The sequence below is a fragment of the Streptomyces griseoviridis genome (assembly GCF_005222485.1).
Classification (GTDB): Bacteria; Actinomycetota; Actinomycetes; order Streptomycetales; family Streptomycetaceae; genus Streptomyces; species Streptomyces hintoniae.
The window spans coordinates 676,926-692,652 of the sequence record NZ_CP029078.1; the positions used below are offsets into that span (position 1 = coordinate 676,926).

At 73.1% G+C, this 15,727-nt stretch carries 18 protein-coding genes; 10 read left to right on the top strand and 8 right to left on the bottom strand.

Translation table 11 applies throughout. The features are described from left to right. Window positions 1-111 precede the first annotated feature (111 nt). Window positions 112-1,059, top strand: coding sequence for a GNAT family N-acetyltransferase (locus DDJ31_RS02830; RefSeq protein WP_164785057.1), 948 nt, complete (start codon window positions 112-114; stop codon window positions 1,057-1,059). 74 nt (window positions 1,060-1,133) lie between these two features. Here DDJ31_RS02830 and DDJ31_RS02835 read toward each other — a convergent pair whose 3' ends face one another. Next, window positions 1,134-1,514: a winged helix-turn-helix transcriptional regulator gene (locus tag DDJ31_RS02835; protein ID WP_127181883.1), complete on the bottom strand. Its 381-nt coding sequence runs from the start codon at window positions 1,512-1,514 to the stop codon at window positions 1,134-1,136. Between the two features lie 78 nt (window positions 1,515-1,592). On the opposite strand from DDJ31_RS02835, the gene DDJ31_RS02840 reads away from it, so the two are divergent. Further along, entirely contained in the window at window positions 1,593-2,546 is a 954-nt protein-coding gene (locus tag DDJ31_RS02840) for an NADP-dependent oxidoreductase (protein WP_127181882.1), read from the top strand. A gap of 39 nt (window positions 2,547-2,585) precedes the next feature. On the opposite strand, the gene lexA is transcribed toward DDJ31_RS02840, so the two are convergent. The 3 genes from lexA to DDJ31_RS02855 form a co-directional block, all read right to left on the bottom strand. After that, the gene (gene lexA / locus DDJ31_RS02845) at window positions 2,586-3,257 is read right to left on the bottom strand and encodes a transcriptional repressor LexA (protein ID WP_127181881.1); all 672 of its coding nucleotides are present in this window, start codon (window positions 3,255-3,257) and stop codon (window positions 2,586-2,588) included. Between the two features lie 182 nt (window positions 3,258-3,439). Continuing rightward, on the bottom strand, window positions 3,440-4,450 hold the full coding sequence (galE, locus tag DDJ31_RS02850) for a UDP-glucose 4-epimerase GalE (protein ID WP_127181880.1): 1,011 nt from the start codon (window positions 4,448-4,450) through the stop codon (window positions 3,440-3,442). 143 nt (window positions 4,451-4,593) lie between these two features. Next, on the bottom strand, window positions 4,594-5,211 hold the full coding sequence (locus DDJ31_RS02855) for a helix-turn-helix domain-containing protein (RefSeq protein ID WP_127182987.1): 618 nt from the start codon (window positions 5,209-5,211) through the stop codon (window positions 4,594-4,596). A 179-nt stretch (window positions 5,212-5,390) separates the two neighbouring features. On the opposite strand from DDJ31_RS02855, the gene DDJ31_RS02860 reads away from it, so the two are divergent. Then, window positions 5,391-5,972 carry a class I SAM-dependent methyltransferase gene (locus DDJ31_RS02860; RefSeq protein WP_431029288.1) on the top strand — a complete coding sequence of 194 codons (582 nt, stop codon included), beginning with the start codon at window positions 5,391-5,393 and terminating at the stop codon, window positions 5,970-5,972. A 166-nt stretch (window positions 5,973-6,138) separates the two neighbouring features. Here DDJ31_RS02860 and DDJ31_RS02865 read toward each other — a convergent pair whose 3' ends face one another. Continuing rightward, window positions 6,139-6,711, bottom strand: a complete 573-nt coding sequence (locus tag DDJ31_RS02865; RefSeq protein WP_240678304.1) for a TetR/AcrR family transcriptional regulator — start codon at window positions 6,709-6,711, stop codon at window positions 6,139-6,141. A 78-nt stretch (window positions 6,712-6,789) separates the two neighbouring features. Here DDJ31_RS02865 and DDJ31_RS02870 point away from each other — a divergent pair, with 78 nt between their 5' ends. The 4 genes from DDJ31_RS02870 to DDJ31_RS02885 all read left to right on the top strand — a co-directional run bounded on the left by DDJ31_RS02870 (window position 6,790) and on the right by DDJ31_RS02885 (window position 9,956). Then, entirely contained in the window at window positions 6,790-7,671 is an 882-nt protein-coding gene (locus DDJ31_RS02870; protein WP_127181878.1) for an SDR family oxidoreductase, read from the top strand. Between the two features lie 241 nt (window positions 7,672-7,912). Then, a complete protein-coding gene (dhaK, locus tag DDJ31_RS02875) occupies window positions 7,913-8,905 on the top strand; it encodes a dihydroxyacetone kinase subunit DhaK (RefSeq protein ID WP_127181877.1) in 993 nt (330 codons plus the stop codon). 48 nt (window positions 8,906-8,953) lie between these two features. After that, a complete protein-coding gene (dhaL, locus tag DDJ31_RS02880) occupies window positions 8,954-9,553 on the top strand; it encodes a dihydroxyacetone kinase subunit DhaL (protein WP_127181876.1) in 600 nt (199 codons plus the stop codon). Continuing rightward, window positions 9,546-9,956, top strand: a complete 411-nt coding sequence (locus DDJ31_RS02885) for a PTS-dependent dihydroxyacetone kinase phosphotransferase subunit DhaM (protein WP_127181875.1) — start codon at window positions 9,546-9,548, stop codon at window positions 9,954-9,956. The genes dhaL and DDJ31_RS02885 overlap by 8 nt, the downstream gene beginning before the upstream one ends. 167 nt (window positions 9,957-10,123) lie before the next feature. On the opposite strand, the gene DDJ31_RS02890 is transcribed toward DDJ31_RS02885, so the two are convergent. Then, window positions 10,124-10,762 (bottom strand): TetR/AcrR family transcriptional regulator, encoded by a 639-nt coding sequence (locus DDJ31_RS02890; RefSeq protein ID WP_127181874.1) that lies wholly within the window; start codon window positions 10,760-10,762, stop codon window positions 10,124-10,126. A 171-nt stretch (window positions 10,763-10,933) separates the two neighbouring features. On the opposite strand from DDJ31_RS02890, the gene DDJ31_RS02895 reads away from it, so the two are divergent. Next, the gene (locus tag DDJ31_RS02895) at window positions 10,934-11,692 is read left to right on the top strand and encodes an SDR family NAD(P)-dependent oxidoreductase (RefSeq protein ID WP_127181873.1); all 759 of its coding nucleotides are present in this window, start codon (window positions 10,934-10,936) and stop codon (window positions 11,690-11,692) included. Window positions 11,693-11,906: 214 nt separating this feature from the next. Here DDJ31_RS02895 and DDJ31_RS02900 read toward each other — a convergent pair whose 3' ends face one another. After that, window positions 11,907-12,602, bottom strand: coding sequence for a glycoside hydrolase family 75 protein (locus DDJ31_RS02900; protein WP_127181872.1), 696 nt, complete (start codon window positions 12,600-12,602; stop codon window positions 11,907-11,909). A gap of 495 nt (window positions 12,603-13,097) precedes the next feature. On the opposite strand from DDJ31_RS02900, the gene DDJ31_RS02905 reads away from it, so the two are divergent. Then, window positions 13,098-14,078 carry a fibronectin type III domain-containing protein gene (locus DDJ31_RS02905; protein ID WP_240678303.1) on the top strand — a complete coding sequence of 327 codons (981 nt, stop codon included), beginning with the start codon at window positions 13,098-13,100 and terminating at the stop codon, window positions 14,076-14,078. A gap of 375 nt (window positions 14,079-14,453) precedes the next feature. Continuing rightward, window positions 14,454-15,059 carry a hypothetical protein gene (locus DDJ31_RS02910; RefSeq protein WP_127181870.1) on the top strand — a complete coding sequence of 202 codons (606 nt, stop codon included), beginning with the start codon at window positions 14,454-14,456 and terminating at the stop codon, window positions 15,057-15,059. A 67-nt stretch (window positions 15,060-15,126) separates the two neighbouring features. On the opposite strand, the gene DDJ31_RS02915 is transcribed toward DDJ31_RS02910, so the two are convergent. Next, a complete protein-coding gene (locus DDJ31_RS02915) occupies window positions 15,127-15,726 on the bottom strand; it encodes a PadR family transcriptional regulator (protein WP_127181869.1) in 600 nt (199 codons plus the stop codon). Between the last annotated feature and the right edge of the window lies 1 nt (window position 15,727).

The window sequence follows — 15,727 nt, forward strand, 5'->3', positions numbered from 1 at the left end:
GGGCGCGCCCCGCGCTCCGGGGACTCCGCGGGTAGGCTCCTCGGGTTCTTGGGCGAGAGGAGCTGCTGAGTGTCCTGGTCGAGCGGACCCGTTCTGCGTACCCGACGGCTTGTGTTGGAGCCGATCCACCGCGAGGACAGCGACGATCTCTTCGAGACCGTGGTCAGCCAGGACAGCGTCATGAGATGGCTGGCGACCGGCCGGGCGGACAGTCGGTCCGCGGCCGAAGCCATGTGTGCCGACCACGTCGCTCACTGGGCACGGCACGGGTACGGCGACTTCGCGGTCAGGGAGGCCGCGACGCGCTCGTTCCTCGGCCGGGTGGGACTGCGCAATCGGCCCGAACACGGAGTCGACCTGGGTTTCGCGCTGCACCCGCGTGCCCAGGGTCGCGGGATCGCGGGTGAGGCCGGCCGCGCGTGCCTGGACCTGGCGTTCGGCCGGCTCGGCCTCCCCGCCGTCCTCGCGTTCGTCCTGCCGGCAAACGCGGCCTCGATCGCGCTGCTGCGCCGTCTGGGAGCCCGCGCGGACGGGACCGTCCAGTCAAGTGGCCTGGAGTGTCTGCGCTACCGGTTCGAGCCCGATGCCACGGTCCGACCGGACGCGCCCCGCTCCCCCGGACACCTCGGAGACGGTGGCGAACTCCGTCTCGTCCGAGCGGACGATCGGCACACCCTCACCGCGGTCTCCGACGGCCGACCGGTCGCCTCCGTGGAATGGCTGTTGCGGGACATGGCCTTCGACGGAGTGCCGCGCCGCGCCGCCGGGTTGGGAGAGGTGCGGACGCACTCCGCGTATCGAGACCGCAGCCTCGACCGGACCATGGTCAGCGTCGCGGTCGAGCACGCCCGAACTGGCGGCGCCGAGACGGTCGTTCTGCTTCCCCGCCCCGAACTGGTCCCGTTCTACGTACAGATGGGGTGGAGCCGCCTCTCCGTGCCCGTCACCGCCGAACAGCCCGACGGCGGGCGGGCCCGGTCTCTGGACGCGATGTTCTACGATCTGAACGGCCGGACGCACCTGGCCTCCGCTGTGGACCTGCGGGGCCTGCCCTTCTGACGGGTTCCGGACGCCGGCTCAACGGTCGTGGGAACCCGCCGGGACAGACGGCCGCGGAGAAGACACTGCGCGCCTCAGTCTCCGTGCCCGTTCGGCTCCGGGGTGGTGTCGAGTGCGTCGAGTACCGCGTCGGCGTTCTCTCTCGCCCACTCGGTCAGGGTGTGGATCGGGTCGATGAGGCTCGCGCCGAGCGGGGTCAGTTCGTATTCGACGCGGGGTGGGACCTCGGCGTACGCGTGGCGGCTGACGAGTCCGTGTGCCTCCAGGCGTCGCAGGGTCTGGGTGAGCATCTTGCGGGAGATGCCGCCGATCAGCTCGATCAGCTCGCCGTGCCGCACCGGGCCTCTGCTGAGGCCGTAGAGCACGACCGCCGTCCACTTGTCGGCGAGGAGTTCGACCGTCAGACGTGCCGGGCAGTCGGCGAGGAAGGGACCGCCGGGACCGAATCCGCTCATGGCGCCTAAGGTACCTGCTGGTTCCCGTCGGATATCTAGCCTGGGTCTCTCCCCCTTTTTTCCAGAGCCAGGAGAGTCATGCGAGCCATCACGCAGCAGACGTTCGGCGGTCCCGAGGTGCTCACCGTCGTGGACGTGCCCGAGCCACGGGCGCTGCCCACCGAGGTCCTCGTACGTGTCGAGGCGATCGGTCTCAACCCGCTGGAGGGGCGGCTGCGCTCCGGTGAGTTCCCGTTGCTCGGTCAGCCGCCCTTCATCCTCGGCTGGGACGTCAGCGGCGTGGTCGAGGAGGCGCGGACGGACCGGTTCAGGCCCGGCGACGAGGTGTTCGGGATGCCGCTGTTCCCGCGGGCGGCGAGCGCGTACGCCGAGGTCGTGTCGGCGCCCGCGCTGCACCTGGAGCGCAAGCCGGCATCGCTCTCGCACATCGAGGCGTCGGCGCTGCCGGTCGTCGGGCTGACGGCGTGGCAGGGGCTCGTCGACCTCGCCGGTGTGCGCGAGGGCGACCGCGTCCTGGTCCACGGCGGTGGCGGCGGGGTCGGTCATGTCGCGATCCAGATCGCGAAAGCGCTCGGCGCGCATGTGATCACGACCGCCGCCGGGAGCAAGCGGGAGTTCGTGGAGGGGTTCGGCGCCGACGAGGTGATCGACTACACGGCGGTCGACTTCGCCGAGGCGGTCCGCGGCATCGACGTCGTGCTCGACACGATCGGCGGCGACGCCGTCGAGCGGTCGCTCGCCGTGCTCAGGCCCGGCGGTCACCTGGTGACGGCGGTCGCCGAGGAGGACCTGCGGCTCGTCGCCAGGTACGAGGCGGCCGGCATGCGCTTCAGCGGCATCGCGGTGGACCCCGATCCGGTCGCCCTGCGCGCTCTCGTCGACCTCGTCGAACAGGGCAGGCTCAGGGTCCATGTGGAGGAGACGTTCCCGTTCGAGCGGGTCGCCGACGCGCACCGGCTGCTCGACGCCGGTCACCTGCGGGGCAAGCTCGTCCTCACCGTCCGGCCCCAGGGCGGGACGTCACGCGGGTGAGCCCGGCGCGTCGCCGACCGCGAGGCGTCCCGGCCGGGGTCACAGCAGGCGCAGGACGCCGACGACCTTGCCGAGGATCCTGACGTCGTCGCCCGGGATGGGCTGGTAGGCGGGGTTGCGGGGCATCAGCGACACCTGCCCGTCCTGTCGGCGCAGCACCTTGACGGTGGCGCCGTCGTCCAGGAGCGCGGCGACGATGTCGCCGTGGTCGGCGCTGTCCTGCCGGCGGACGGTCACGATGTCGCCGTCGCAGATCGCCGCGTCGATCATGCTGTCGCCCGACACGGTCAGGGCGAACAGGTCGCCGTCGCCGACGATCTGGCGGGGCAGCGCGTAGACGTCCTCGATCATCTCGTCGGCGAGCAGCGGGGCGCCGGCGGCGATCGTGCCGACCAGGGGGACGTCGACGCTCTGGTCGTTCCTGGTGCTGAGGTCGGGTGCCCAGGTGGGCCGGACGCGGTAGGCGCGGGGGCGTTTCGGGTCGCGGTAGAGGACGCCCTTGCGCTCCAGGGCCGCCAGTTGGTGGGCGACGGACGAGGTGCTGGCGAGGTCGACCGCCTGGCCGATCTCCCGCATCGACGGCGGGTAGCCCTGCCGGTCGACCGCTTCGGTGATGCAGCGGACGATGGCCGACTGACGGACCGTCAGCTCTCCCCCGTCGCTCCGGGACCCCGGGGGTCGTCCCCGGCGGGCGGGCGGCCTGTTCTCCATCGCCGCTGTCTCCTTACTCCGTGCAAGATCTCGCGGAAGTCGACTTTATCCCGTCCCGTGGCGCAAATGGAACACGGATTCGACGTAAGGGGCCCGATACCCACCGATCCACAGGGAGGCGACGGCGGGAGGGCGGGGCGGCGGGGCCCCCGGCCAGCCCGCCGCCTCCAGGGTCGAGCGGCTCAGCTCGCGGTCAGGTGCGCGGCCCACTTCTCCCGCCAGGCCAGGGCGTCCCGCACCCCGTCAGCGATACTCAACTGGGCCTTCCAGCCGAGGAGTCGGCGTGCGGTGTCGTTGCCGGCGCAGCAGCCGATCACATCTCCCGGGCGCGGGGCGGCCTCACGGACGTCGAGGGTCTCACCGACGGCTTCTTCGAAGGCGGCCACCAGTTCACGGACGGTCGTGCCCGTTCCCGTGCCGATGTTGATGACCCGGTAGCGGTCGTCGGCGGTGGGTTCGACGACGTCGTCGAAGCGGGTGAGGGCCGCGACATGGGCCTCGGCGAGGTCCCAGACGTGGATGTAGTCACGGATGCCGCTGCCGTCGCGGGTCGCCCAGTCGACTCCCGTGATGGTGAGCGGCGTTCCCTGGGTGTGCGCCTCGATGAGCTTGCCGAGCGCGTGGCTCGGCTGCGGGTTCTGCAGTCCGGTGCGCAGGCGCGGGTCGGCTCCGATCGGGTTGAAGTAGCGCAGGGCGATGACCCGCACCGGGGCCGCGACGGTCCAGTCCTGGAGGACCTGTTCCATCATCTGCTTGGTCCGCGCGTAGGGGCTCGCCGCGCCCACGGACGACGATTCGTCGACGCGGACGGCGTCGGTGGGCGCGTAGATCGAGGCGGAGCTGCTGAACACCACCCGCCGGCAGCGGTTGCGCTGGAGGGAGTCGAGGAGGTCGACGGTCTTCGCGACGTTCTCGCGGTAGTAACGCAGCGGCTCCGCGACGGAGTCGGGGACGACGATCTTCGCCGCGCAGTGCAGCGTCGCGCCGATGTCGGGATGGTCGGCGAAGACCCGGTCCACGAGTGCGCCGTCGGCGATGTCCCCCTCGTAGAACGCGCGGCCGTCGCCGACGAACTCGCGGCGTCCGGTGGAGAGGTCGTCGAGGACGACGGGCACGACCCCCTGGTCGGCGAGGGCGGAGGCGACGGTGCTGCCGATGTAACCGGCACCACCGGTGATCAAGACCTTGTTCATGCCCTGGATTCTCTCCCGGCGGGAGCGGACGGCACGGGAGACCGGAGGACGGCGGGTTCCCGCTCCCGCCGGACGCCGGGTTCTCGTCCACCCCGGCCGGGGGGAGGGTGCGCGGGCAGGGGTTCAGGATGCGCGGGCCGGGGTCACGGCGTGCGGGCCCTGAGGTGGGCCCGTTCTCCCTGGGCGCCGAAGAGGATCAGGAGTTCCACGGTGCGTCGGTCGTCGGGGCCGAGCCAGTGCGGCACGCGGGTGTCGAACTCGGCGGCTTCACCGGCCTTGAGGATCACTGTCTCGTCGCCGAGCAGCAGGCGCAGGCGGCCTGCCAGGACGTAGACCCATTCGAAGCCCTCGTGGGTGCGCAGCCGCGGTTCGGTGCCGGGCCTGGGCGGGATGAGGAGCTTGTGGGCCTGGACGCCTCCGGGCCGGCTGAGCGGTACGAAGGTCATCCCGTCGCGGGTGACCGGTCTGAGGTGGATCCGGGGGTCCCCGGTGCGGGGAGCGCCGACCAGGTCGTCCAGGGGAACGGCGTAGACCTCGGCGAGCGGCAGAAGCATGTCGAGGGTCGGTTTCCGGGTACCGCCTTCGAGCCGGGAGAGGGTGCTCTCGTTGATGCCGGTCCGCTCCGCGAGGACGGCCAGCGTCAGGCCGTGCCGTCGCCGCAGATCCCGCAGTCGAGGCCCCACCGCGGCCAGCCGCTCCTGCCTGTCACCCTTCGCGCCCTTCGCACCCTTCTCGCCTTTGTCACCCTTCTCGCCGCCCATGCTCCCCAGCATGCTGAAACGGCATGAGGCTTTGCAACTCCGGCAGTCTCCGTCGCAGTGTCGTGGCAGCGGCCCGGCCAAGCGCCCGGCACCCCGCTCCTGACCGCCCGCGTCGAAAGGCCCCGCCCGTGAACAGCGCCAACGAGTCCGCCGTCTTCTGGGAGAAGCACTACGCCGGCATGGACGCGCGGTGGGGCACCAAGCCCAACCCCGTCCTGACCGCCCTGCTTGCCGACCTGGCTCCCGCTCCCGGCACGTCCCTCGACCTGGGGTGCGGCCACGGCGGCGACGCACTCTGGCTCGCCGCGCAGGGCTGGGACGTCACCGCCGTCGATGTGTCACAGACCGCCCTCGACCGGGTGGCGGCGGGCGCCGCGGCCACCGGCGTCACCGACCGGATCCACACCCGGCGGCACGACCTCGCCGAGACGTTCCCCGACGGGACCTTCGACCTGGTCACCGCCGCCTACTTCCACTCCCCGATCACCATGGCCCGCGAGCACGTCCTGCGCCGGGCCGCCGAGGCCGTAGCCCCGGGAGGACTGCTGATCGTGATCGAACACGCCTCCACCGCCCCCTGGTCCTGGCAGGCAGGCCAGGACATCCGCTACCCCACTCCCGACGACGTCATCGCCTCACTGCGGCTCGACGACACCTGGCGCGTCGAGCGGGGCGACGCACCCCAGCGCACCGCCACCGGCCCCGAGGGGCGGACCGCGACCGTCACCGACAACATCATCGCCGTCCGGCGCACCTCCTGACCCGCCGCCGAGGCGGAGCCCCCGGACGCGGCGGGATCACTCCGGGCCCGCCCACCGACCACAGGCCCGGCGGCACCCGAACTCGCCGCGCACCGGCAGGAGTTGTCCCGGCTCCGCGCGGCGTCGACGCCTAAGTAGCACCCGCAGCCGCAGTCCTGACGGTTCGTCAGTCGCACACCATGTCGAGGAGGCCGTCGATGAACTCGTCAGTGGGTGGCTGCCGTACGAGCAGCCGGTAGAGCATCGCACCGATGAGCGCCTCGGACATGGCCGCGGTCGACGTGCCGGCCCGCACCTGCCCGCGGCGCACCGCGCTGTCCAGACGGGCGGTGAGGGCGGCCTCGTTGGTGGCGGTGAGGCTCTCGTAGAACCTCACCGCCACCTCGTCGCTCTCGGCCGCCGCGGCGGTGCACGCGCGGATCAGGGAGGCGTTCTCGGGCTCGGCGAGGAAATCGGCGAAGGCTCGCAACCAGGCGCGCAGGTCGTCGCGGGCCTCGCCGCTGTCCGCGATCACGGCGGTCCTGGCCGGGACGTACCCCTCCAGGATGCACTCGGCGACCAGCTCGTTCTTGGAGCGGTACCAGCGGTAGACGGTCTGCTTGCCCGCGCCGGCGGCGGTCGCGATGCGGTCGATCGACAGCTTGTCGTACCCGCTCGCCGCCAGCTCGTCCCGGGTCGCCTCCAGGATGGCCTGCCGTGCGCTCTCGCTCCGAGCACGCCCCCGCGGTGAGTCAGCCATGGTGACGAGATTAGCGGGAGAGGTAGGGTGACCAAGTCATCGAGACAACCTGTCTCGTAAATGGGCGGGAGGCGGAACATGAGCGCGAAGGTGCTGGTCATCGTCGGAGCCGGTGGCATGGGCCTGGCGGTGGCGCGCAGGCTGGGCGCGGGCCGCACGGTCCTGCTGGCCGACATCGGGCAGGACGCTCTCCGGGCCGCCGAACAGACGCTGGGCGACGAGGGCCTCACCGTGGTCACGCAGGTGGTCGACGTGACCTCGGCCGCCTCCGTCCAGCACCTGGCGCTGACCGCGCGGGCGGCGGGCGAGGTCGACCAGGTCGTGCACACCGCCGGACTGTCCCCCGTCCAGGCGCCCGCGCGGGCGATCCTCGAGGTGGACCTGCTCGGCGTGGCGCTCGTGCTCGACGCGTTCGCACCCGTCGTCGCCGCCGGGGGCGCCGGCGTGGTGATCGCCAGCATGGCAGGCCACCTCGCGCCGGCGCTCACCCCCGAGCAGGAGCACGCCCTCGCCCACACCCCCGCCGACCAACTCCTCCAACTGCCGTTCCTCAGCCCGGACATCGTCACCACCCCGGCCGCCGCCTACGGGATCGCCAAGCGCGCCAACCATGTGCGCGTCGCGGCCGCCGGCTCCGCCTGGGGCGAGCGCGGCGCCCGCCTCAACAGCATCAGCCCCGGCGTGATCTCCACTCCGATGGGACAGCAGGAGCTCGCGGGCGAGTCCGGCCGAGTCATGCGCGCCATGGTCGACGCCTCCGCGACCGGCCGTCTCGGCACGCCCGGCGACATCGCCGCCGCAGCCGCCTTCCTGCTCGGCCCGGACGCGTCGTTCATCACCGGCACCGACCTCCTGGTCGACGGCGGTGTCGTCGCCGCCGTGAGGTCCGGCCGCCTCGGCACCCTGACCGCCCCGGCCGCACCGACCGGCCCGAGCGGCCCGAGCGGCCCGACCGCATAGCCTCGCCCCCCCCTTCCGCGAGGGGCCGTGGATCACGGTGGTCCCCCACGGTCTGGGACGCCCGGCACGGCCCAGCTCGTGACCTTCACCGCCGCAAGGTCGATACTTTCCCTAGGGGCCCGCTCCCGCCGCCCCTGGGCAGCACAACTGAACACTCCGAGATCGACAACCGGCCAGATCCACTCTGACCAGTGAAGACACCGGCCAGAGGCCCATCTGCCCATCTCGCCAGGAGGTACCGATGAGGATGCTCATCAACGTCCCGGAGACCGTGGTGGCCGACGCGCTGCGCGGCATGGCGGCGGCCCATCCCGAACTGACCGTCGACGTCGAGAACCGGGTGATAGTGCGGCGGGACGCCCCCGTGGCCGGGAAGGTCGCCCTGGTGTCCGGCGGCGGCTCGGGGCACGAGCCACTGCACGGCGGGTTCGTGGGGCCCGGCATGCTGTCCGCCGCCTGTCCTGGCGAGGTGTTCACGTCCCCGGTGCCCGACCAGATGCTGCGGGCCGCCGCGGCCGTGAACAGCGGCGCGGGCGTGCTGTTCATAGTCAAGAACTACACCGGCGACGTCCTCAACTTCGACATGGCGGCCGAGCTGGCCGAGGACGAGGGCATCCAGGTCGCCAAGGTGCTGGTCAACGACGACGTGGCGGTCACCGACAGCCTGTACACGGCCGGCCGCCGCGGCACCGGCGCGACGCTGTTCGTCGAGAAGATCGCCGGCGCAGCCGCCGACGAGGGACAGCCCCTGGAACGCGTCGAGGCGATCGGACGGCAGGTCAACGAGAACTCCCGCAGCTTCGGCGTCGCGCTCAGCGCCTGCTCCACCCCCGCGAAGGGCAGCCCCACCTTCGATCTCCCGGACGGCGAACTGGAGTTGGGCGTCGGCATCCACGGCGAGCCCGGCCGGGAGCGGCGGCCCATGATGACGTCGGGTGAGATAGCCGAGTTCGCGGTGGACGCCGTCCTCGACGACATGTCCCCGCGCAACCCGGTGCTCGTGCTGGTCAACGGCATGGGCGCCACCCCGCTGCTGGAGCTGTACGGCTTCAACGCCGAGGTGCAGCGCATCCTCACGGCGCGTGGTGTCGCCGTCGCCCGCACCCTCGTCGGCAACTACGTCACGTCCCTCGACATGGCCGGCGCCTCCGTCACCCTCTGCCAGGTCGACGGCGAGCTGCTGCGCCTGTGGGACGCGCCGGTGCGGACCGCGGGGCTGCGCTGGGGTATGTGACACGGTGAGGCCCGGTAACGCACCGTACTCATCACGTTAGGAGATCCCGTGCTCGACGCCGATTTCTTCCGTCGTTGGATGACGGCGACCGCCGCGTCCGTGGAGCGCGAGGCCGATCGGCTCACCGCGCTCGACTCGCCCATCGGGGACGCCGACCACGGCAGCAACCTGCGCCGGGGGTTCGCGGCCGTCACGGCGACCCTGGAGAAGGAGGCCCCGGACACCCCTGGCGGGGTGCTCACGGTCAGCGGACGGCAGTTGATCTCGACCGTCGGCGGGGCGTCCGGGCCGCTGTACGGCACGCTGCTGCGCCGCACCGGCAAGGCTCTCGGGGACGCCGCCGAGGTCAGCGAGGCCGAGTTCGCCACGGCGTTCCGCACCGGGGTGGAGGCGGTGATGACCCTCGGCGGCGCGGCACCCGGCGACAAGACGATGATCGACGCCCTGCTGCCCGCCGTCGACGCGCTCGGCGACGGTTTCGGGGCCGCCCGCACGGCGGCCGAGCAGGGCGCGCTGGCCACCACACCGTTGCAGGCGCGCAAGGGACGGGCCAGCTACCTGGGCGAGCGCAGCATCGGCCACCAGGACCCCGGCGCCACGTCGGCGGCCCTGCTGGTCGCGGCCCTCACGGAGGCACACGGTGACTGACACGAATCTGGTCGGGATCGTCCTCGTGTCCCACAGCGCCGCGGTCGCCGCGTCCGTGGCCGAACTGGCGCGCGGACTGACCGGCGGCGGGACGACGGTGCGGGTGGCCTCGGCGGGCGGCGCCGAGGACGGCGGGCTCGGCACCAGCGCGGAGCTGATCGCCGAAGCCGCCGCCTCCGTGGACCGCGGGGCCGGCGTCGCCATCCTCACCGACCTGGGCAGTGCCGTGCTCACGGTGAAGGCGCTGCTCGCCGAGGGCGACGAACTCCCGGACGGCGCCCGGCTGGTGGACGCCCCGTTCGTCGAGGGAGCGGTGGCCGCGGTCGTCACGGCGTCCACGGGCGCCGACCTGGCGGCGGTGGAGGCGGCGGCCGCGGAGGCGTACACCTACCGGAAGGTCTGACTCCGACCGGCGGGGGGCGGGGGAGCCTGGCCGAGGGTCCGAGCCTGGTCGAGGGATGGATGTGCCTGGTCACGGGCGGATGTGGCTGGTCAGGGGCCGGAGGGCTGTACGAGGTCCGGGCCGCCTGGTCGGGGGCCGAGGGTCTGATCAGGTGCCGGGGGCCCTCGTCAGGTCAGCCCCTCCGTGGCGGTGATGAGCGCCTCGCGCAGGGTGCGTTCGAGGGCCGCCTCCGCCGCCGTGCGGTCGAGGCCGGCGTCGGCGTCGTGCCAGGCGTAGTGCTCGACGGCCGCGCGCAGGGCCGCGTTGAACATCGCCGCCTGGATCGTGGACCGCAGGTCGTCCGCCGGCAGCCCGGCGCGCTCGGCGAGGGCGCGGGCGAACGCCGGTTCGGCTTCGTCGTGGGTCTGGAGCCAGACCGCGCGCAGCCCCGGCTCGGTACGGGTGAGCCGCACCAGGGCGCCCACGGTGGCCCGGTCGGGGCCCTGCCCCACCCGCAGGTCCGTCGTCAGGGCCGGTGTGAAGATCTCGTCCAGGGGCTCCCCGGGCCCCCACTGTCGCAGCCGGTCGGCGAGCAGGTCGATGCCCGCCGTGAAGAGGGGCCTGACGCACGCCTCCTTGCTGGGGAAGTAGCGCCAGACGGTGCGCGCGGAGATGCCGACCGCCTGCCCGATCTGCTCGCCGGTGGTCGCCGTCACGCCCTGGTTGACGAACAGGTCGACCGCGGCCCGCGCGATGTCCAACCGGATCTCGGCCTTCCGCTCCTCGGTGAGGGGCGGCCGTCCGGTGCGTCCGCCGGCTGCGGTCATGTCGTCCTCCGGCTCAGGTGATCCCGTTTCCGCGCATTCTCCCCCACATCTTTATGTCACTCACAGACAATAAGTCGTAGAGTGGGTCCAGGCGAAGCGTCCGCGCACCCGCGGAACGCCCTCACACACGCCCTCACACACGTCCTCACACGGAGATCGGGAGCACCTCACATGACCGCAGTCGACGGACGCAGCGTGATCGTCACCGGGGCGGGCTCGGGCATCGGGCGCGCCGCCGCCCTCGCCTTCGCGGCCCAGGGCGACCGGGTCGTGGTCGCGGACCTGAACGCCGACACGGCCGGGGCCGTCGTCACGGAGATCGAGGAAGCGGGCGGCACCGCGGTGGCCGTGGTGGGCGACCTCAGCGACCAGGCGGTGGTCGACGAGGTGGCACGCACCGCCGTGGAGTCCTTCGGCGGGGTCGACGTCCTCGTGAACAACGCCGGGATCATGGACCGGATGTCGGCGCTCGCGGACGTCTCGGACACCGAGTGGGAGCGGGTTCTGCGGGTCAACCTCACCGCGCCCTTCCTGCTGACCAGGGCGGTGCTGCCGCACATGCTGAAGGCGGGCAGGGGCGCGATAGTGAACACCGCCTCCGAGGCGGGCCTGCGGGGCAGCGCGGCGGGCGCCGCCTACACGGCTTCGAAGCACGGGGTGGTGGGGCTGACGAAGAACCTCGCGGTGATGTACCGCAAGCAGGGCATCCGGGCCAACGCGATAGCCCCGGGCGGCACCCTGACCGGCATCGTCCTCGACGCCGACCAGACCGCCCACGGCCCGGCCACCCTCGGCGCGCACTTCGTCAACGCCGGCGCGCTGGCCCAGCCCGAGGAACAGGCCGCGGTGATCGTGTTCCTCGCCTCGGACGCCGCGAGCAACATCAACGGCGCGGTGCTGCCGGTCGACGACGGCTGGGCGGCGGTCTGACGACGGGGCGGGGTACCGACGGCGGGTCCTGCTACCGACGGCGGGCCCGGGTACTGACGGCGGGCCCGGGTCCTGACGGCGGGCCCGGGTCCTGACGGCGGGCCCGGATTCCGGCGCCCGGCGCCCGGCGCCTGGTCCGTGCCCGCCCGGAACCGCACCGACCACCACCGACCGACCACCACCGCTGGTCACCGCCGCCCGCCGAGCGCCCGGCTCACTTGCCGGTCAGGAACATCCGCGCGAGGCGCTCGCCCGTGGCGACCGTGGCGGCGCGGTCCTCGATGGGCTTGATCCGCGCGTCGCGGAAGACGATGTAGGTCACGTCCTTGGCGGTGCCGCCGTCCCGTGGGTCGGCGACGATCCCCAGGCCGCGGGCGGTGGCGTAGGACGCCTCACCGATGACCCTGCGCGGGCCGACGTCCCCGACCACCGCGTACCGCACCCGGTCCCGGTAGACGACGGCGGCCACGGAACCGCCGCCCACCCCGTGGTCGCGGTGGTTCCAGATACGGCTCGGCGCGGGCACGACGATGTACGGCAGCGACTCGGCGCTCAGCGGACGCCCGTCGGACTGCGGGAAGGCGGTGGCACCGGAGAAGAGCGGGTCGGTGCGGCGGTTGCAGCGGGCGGTGGGCCGGCCGTCGCAGTCGATGTCCAGGTCCGCCTTCCAGAAGACGGCGTCCCTGGTGCCGCAGACGGGGATGTTCGCGGGCATCCCGTCGTCACTGCGGTAGCGGCCGCGGGAGACCTGGACGCACGTGCGCGTCCTGGCCAGCAGATCGGCGGCGCGGACCGTGCCCTCGCTCCACGCCACCGGCTCCTCGTGGACGCGGAGATCCGCGCCGGGCAACATCGCCGGGGCGAGCAGGGCCATGCCTGCCGCGGCCAGCGTCAGCGAAGGGACACGCACGACAAGGGACCCTTTCCGAGGAGGCTCTGACGGACACTCAGCCCAATCTGGTGCCACCTCTGGCACTCGGCCACCGTAAGGGGGCCGGACGGTGCGCCACGGTCCGCCCGGTGACACGCACCCGCCGTTCGGCCTACCGGCGACACCCGCCGTGCCCGGTGCCACCCGCCCCGCGGCCGGATCCGACGACCACCCCGACGCGCGCTCGCGACGCCAGGCCCGGCAACTGCGGGCAGGGGCCGGGAGGCTGAGCCCGTGTCGGCTCCTGCCACCCGGCCGCCCGCGTCACGGCACGGGGTCAGCGACGACAGCGGGCCCGCGCCAGCGGTACGAACTACCTTGCCCTCAAGGCGAGTTCGACCGCGAGAGACTCCAGCATACGTAACGCGGGAGGGTGCTCACGAACGCCCGAACCCGACCGCCCTCTTGATGGGAGGCACCAGGGACGTCATATTGGTCCGGACCATTGCCGTCACCGTCCGGGGAGGCAGAGCCGTGCGCCGTGCCGCCGTTCTCCTGCGTCGAGCCCTCGTCCTCGCCGCCGCGCTGCCGCTGGCCGTCTCCTGCGGCTGGGGCGGCGGGGACGACGACGGCCGGCTGCCCGGGGCCCCGGTGGGGGTCACCGCCGAGGCGGGCAGCGCCACCAGCGTGCACGTGATGTGGAACGCGGTGTCGGCCCAGCCGGCCGTCACCGGGTACGAGGTGTACCGGGGCGCCACGAAGGTGCGGGAGGTGCCAGGCGGCGAGCGCATGGTGGACGTCGTCCGGCTCTCCCCCGGCACCGCGTACACCTTCACCGTGCGGGCCAGGAACAGCGAGGGCCGGCTCGGGCCACCCAGCCGCACGGTGCGGGCGACGACCCCCGCGGCCGTCGCCGCCGACCGGGCCGCGCCGTCCCGGCCCGGCTCCACCCGGGGGCGGGCCGTCGGCAGCCGGGCCGTCCAGCTCTCCTGGTCCGCGTCGACGGACGACCGGGCGGTGCTCTCCTACGACGTCTACCAGGGGACGACGAAGATCCACAGCGTGGGCGGGAACCAGACGGCGACCGTCGTCACCGGGCTGCGGCCCGGCACCGCGTACGCCTTCACCGTGCGGGCCAGGGACGCCGCCGACAACGTCTCGGAGCCCGGCGCCACCGTCCGCCTCACCACCCCCGGGACCGACGACGGCCGCGACACCGCGCCCACCGGGTTCAAGGCCACCAGCCACCGCGAGGACGGCGCCTACTCGCTCGACCTGTCCTGGACCCCGCCGCGCACGGACGGCGTGATCACCGAGTACCAGATCCGGCTGGACGGGCAGGCCGCCACCTCCCTCGTCTACGGCGGGAACCCGCCGCGCGGCAAGGCGACCTACAGCTTCTACGTGGGCCGGGACGCCGGGGTGACCCACCGGGTCAGGATCCGCGCCAAACTGCCCGACGGCACCTGGGGCGGCTACTCGACGGAACGGACCGTGACGACCGGCGGCGGATGACCCGACCGCGACGCCGCGCGAGGGGCGTCGCGCGACGGGCGACGCCCCAAGCGACGGGCGACGGACCACGGACCACGGACCACGGACCACGGACCACGGACGACGGGCGACGGGCGACGGGCGACGGGCGATCGCTGGGTCGTCACCTCGGGTGGGCGCACGGGCGGCTCGCGGGTGAGGGGGCGGGCGGGCTTCAGCGGCCGTCCGGCGGCGGTCGCCGTGGTGTGCGCCGGACGATGGAACGCGTCACCTGCCCGGCGGCGGTCCGGGTGCGGGGCGGGCCCGGGGCGCGTTGGCTGCCCCTGAGGCAGCACGGGCGATTCCCGATCCCAGGCGGCGCAAGGGGTTCCGCCGACCGTGCCGTCGGAGGATCGCATGCGCCCTGCACCCCGCCCCCAGCGCCCCGCCGTTCTCACCGCCGCGCTCACCCCGGCGCTCGCGGTCGCGCTCCCGCTCGCCCTGGCCGCGGGGCCGGCCCAGGCCGCGGGTTCGGGGATCTCCGTGAGCACGAGCGGCTCCACCGTGTCGGTGACCACCACCACCTGCTCGCACACCAGCAGCAGCGGCAGCTGGGGCACCGCCGCGCTGCTCACCAGCAGCCAGACGAGCGCCAAGCAGGGGCGCCAGGTGGCGCTGTCGGGGACGGTCAACCTCCAGTCGGCGGCCTGGCAGAGCGTCAGTCCTGGGACGTACACCGTCATCGTCGACTGCTCGAACGGCGCCCGTGCGGGCTCCCAGTCGGTGATCGTGTCGGGCACCACCACCCCGACCACCTCCTCCACCTCGGCCGCGTCGTCCTCCACCTCCAGTTCCGCGTCCAGCGCCACGAAGGCTCCGTCCCGTGGGGTCCTGGGCGGTCTCGGCGGCTCGGTCAAGGACTACGGGCCCGTCACGCTCGGCGTGGGCAGCGCCCTGGTGGGCACGGGGGTGATCGGAGCGGCCTGGTTCCTGCGCCGACGCGCCAAGCCACACCGGCTCTGAACTCGACCCGCACGCCCCGACCCCCAGCCCCGGCCCTCAGCCGCGGCGGCTCCTCGGCTCCCCTGGTTCACATCGTGCCGTCAGGGCCGTCAGGGCCGTCAGGATCGTCGTGGCCGTCGAAGTCGGCGAGGTCCCCGAGGTGGGTGAACTCCGTCAGGGCGTGGCTGAGCCACTGGGTCCAGAAGGTCTCCAGGTCGATGCCCGCGCGCAGGACGAGGTGCTGGAGGCGGTCCTGCGGGGTGTCCCTGCCGGGCGGGAAGTCCCGCTTCTCGATCGCCTCGTACTCGGCCAACTGCCGCTGGTGCAGGTCGAGATGGCGGCGCAGGTCGGGCTCGATGCCGGTGCCGCCGACCACCGCCGCGGCGCGCAGCCGCAGCAGCAGGGCGTCGCGGTAGGGCTTCGGGTCCTGGGACGCGGCGGTCCAGCGGGCGAGTTCGGCGCGGCCGGCCTCCAGCACCTCGTAGCTCTTCCGCTGTCCGCGGGCCGGCTGCGCCGTGGGCAGCGCGCGGATGTGCCCGTCGGCCTCCAGTCTTCCCAGCTCGCGGTAGATCTGCTGGTGCGTGGCCGACCAGAAGTACCCGATCGACCGGTCGAACCTGCGGGTCAGCTCCAGCCCCGACGACGGTTTCTCGAGCAGGGCGGTGAGGATCGCGTGCGGGAGTGACATG